Genomic DNA, 2477 nt, shown 5'->3' with positions numbered 1-2477 from the left:
ATGCCATTTGCTCATCTTACAGCGTTTGTTAGCAAATGTTTGCATTTGTTGGAAAACTATACACTGTTAGTCAACCCCCCGACAAACTGGTGACGCGAGCAGGAGGCGACCAACTGCAGCCATTACTGGTGGCGGATACACTGCTGGCTAACAAGGGCTATGATCCAGATCAGCGCGTGATTGACCGCCTCAATGCCGAGGGGAAGACCACCGTCATTTCACCTCGCCGCAATTGCAAGACCCTGCAAACTTACGATGCTGAATTTTACAAAGCCCGTCATTTGATTAAGAACTTTTTCCCCAAGCTCAAGCAGTATCAGGGAATCGCGACGCGCTATCACCCTAGGGCGGTGAACTTTCCGGCGTGCGATTCTTCTGGTTGCTGCCGTCATCGGGTTGAATTGATGACACCCCTAAATTAACTTGACAGCGCCGTAAACTAATATGCCTAACCTCTTGAGCACCTTCTTTTCTAGTAATTTCATTCCTCACGGGCATTGTTACCTCTGGAAACCGGGGTTAGTCTGGCTCCACTTAACCTCAGATGCCTTGACTACCCTCGCTTATTACTCGGTGGCGGTTGCCATTGTTTACTTTACGAAGGGGCGTAAGGATCTGCCTGCCCACACGGTGATGCTGCTGGTTGGTTTCTTTTTTATCTTTGCCTTATGTGGCACGACGCACCTGATGGGAATAGTGACACTTTGGCACCCCATTTATTGGGTTTCAGGAGTGATCAAAGCTGTCACTGGTGTTTGGTCTTTCTATACGTTCACCTTTTTACTGATTCCCTTAATTCCAGTGGCGCTCGATGCGCCAAGTCCAGCCCAACTCGCCCTTACAAACCAGGAACTAGAAGAGAGTCGCCACCGTATCCAGGTGATTAATGTGGAGCTAGAGCAACGGGTGCAGGAACGCACTGCCCAACTGGAAGCGTCTAATCGCACCAAAGACGAATTATTGATGCGTGAACAAATAATTCGGGCAGACGCAGAGGCCGCCAACCGTGCCAAGGATGAGTTTCTCTCGATTCTTTCTCATGAACTCAGAACTCCTCTCAACGCGATCTTAGGGTGGTCAACGATGTTAAGGCAGAAAAACCTGAGTGAGGATAAGGTGGCGCGGGCTTTGGAGACGATCGAGCGAAACGCGAAGTCTCAAGCCCAGCTCATCGAAGACATCCTCGATGTTTCTCGCATCATCACAGGTAAACTGCGCCTCCAAGTCCGCCCTGTCAACCTCGTGCCGGTGATTGAATCGGCCATTGAGTCTGTAAACTTGGCGGCTGAGGCAAAGTCAATTCGCCTGCAAAGCCGGATCGATTCTGAAGTTGGCCCGCTCTTGGGTGATGCCGATAGGTTGCAGCAAGTTGTGTGGAATCTACTTTCTAACGCCCTCAAATTTACGCCTAAAGACGGGCGAGTCGAGATTCGTTTGCAGCGGGTTAATTCCCATGTGGAAATTACTGTCAGCGACACTGGGGCAGGCATCAGCTCGGAATTTCTACCGTTTGTCTTCGATCGCTTCAGCCAGCACGACAGCACGACCACTCGCAGTTATGGGGGGTTGGGTTTAGGGTTAGCCATTGTGCGTCAATTAGTTGAATTACATGGCGGGACTGTAACGGTAGTGAGTCCAGGGATAGGACAGGGGACGACCTTTACAGTCAAACTTCCTGTGATGATTATCCATCTACCACCCAGCGCTCCAGAGCCATTAAACTCGATCGTCAAGGCGAATGGGAGGTTTCAGGTCTCATCGACCCTTGAAGGCTTACAAATCTTAGTGGTAGAGGACGAGGCTGACGCGCTAGAGTTGCTGAGCACGATTCTCGAAAAGTATGGTGCTGATGTCATGGCTGTTGCTTCGGTAAAGGACGCCTTGACCATTATCGAAACCGCAAGCGATCGCAGCCCGGATGTTTTAGTGAGCGATATTGGGATGCCGGATGAGGATGGCTACTCCCTGATCCGCAAGTTGCGTCAACTTGAAGCGCAGCGGGGCGGTAGGCTACCCGCGATCGCGCTGACGGCTTATGCCCGGAATGACGATCGTCAGCAGGCACTATTAGCAGGTTTTCAGATACATTTGACCAAACCCGTAGATGCTGCTGAGTTAGTGGCGGTGGTTGCCAGCCTCACCGGACGTATAAGCAGATTCTAACCCAGGTGTTCAAGAACAAATGTTGCGTTTGAGATTGACACTCTCGATCGCACTATCTCTTAACCCTGACCACGTAATATGCGATCGATTATTCAGCAAGCCCTAATTATTAGTTGGAGGCTAAAAACACAAACAAGGGTAATTATTGTATCACTGTTTAACTGCACAACAGCTTATCCAACCCATCCTTATATTTGGGTTGATTTATCCTTGATTACAAATATTTCCAAATCCTAATTTATCGAAAAATTGGGTTGAAAACCCCGTCCTTGTAGGACGGCTTTATATTTACCAGAGACACATTCACCACTAAA

2 protein-coding genes are annotated in these 2477 nt (G+C 49.3%); both read left to right on the top strand.

The window, feature by feature from the left end; all coding sequences use genetic code 11:
* Positions 1-35 precede the first annotated feature (35 nt).
* The gene (locus QUB04_RS32285) at positions 36-422 is read left to right on the top strand and encodes a hypothetical protein (protein ID WP_333290735.1); all 387 of its coding nucleotides are present in this window, start codon (positions 36-38) and stop codon (positions 420-422) included.
* Positions 423-444: 22 nt separating this feature from the next.
* Positions 445-2163: an ATP-binding protein gene (locus tag QUB04_RS32280; RefSeq protein WP_333290734.1), complete on the top strand. Its 1719-nt coding sequence runs from the start codon at positions 445-447 to the stop codon at positions 2161-2163.
* Positions 2164-2477: the final 314 nt, after the last annotated feature.

The sequence above is a fragment of the Microcoleus sp. D2_18a_B4 genome (genome assembly GCF_036702475.1).
Taxonomy (GTDB): Bacteria; Cyanobacteriota; Cyanobacteriia; order Cyanobacteriales; family Microcoleaceae; genus Microcoleus.
This window is presented reverse-complemented; position numbering and strand designations above follow the sequence as displayed.

Bases quoted from the DNA above. Each gene is read 5' to 3' on its own strand.
- QUB04_RS32285 (WP_333290735.1), top strand. From the start codon at position 36: ATGTTTGCATTTGTTGGAAAACTATACACTGTTAGTCAACCCCCCGAC.
- QUB04_RS32280 (WP_333290734.1), top strand. From the start codon at position 445: ATGCCTAACCTCTTGAGCACCTTCTTTTCTAGTAATTTCATTCCTCAC.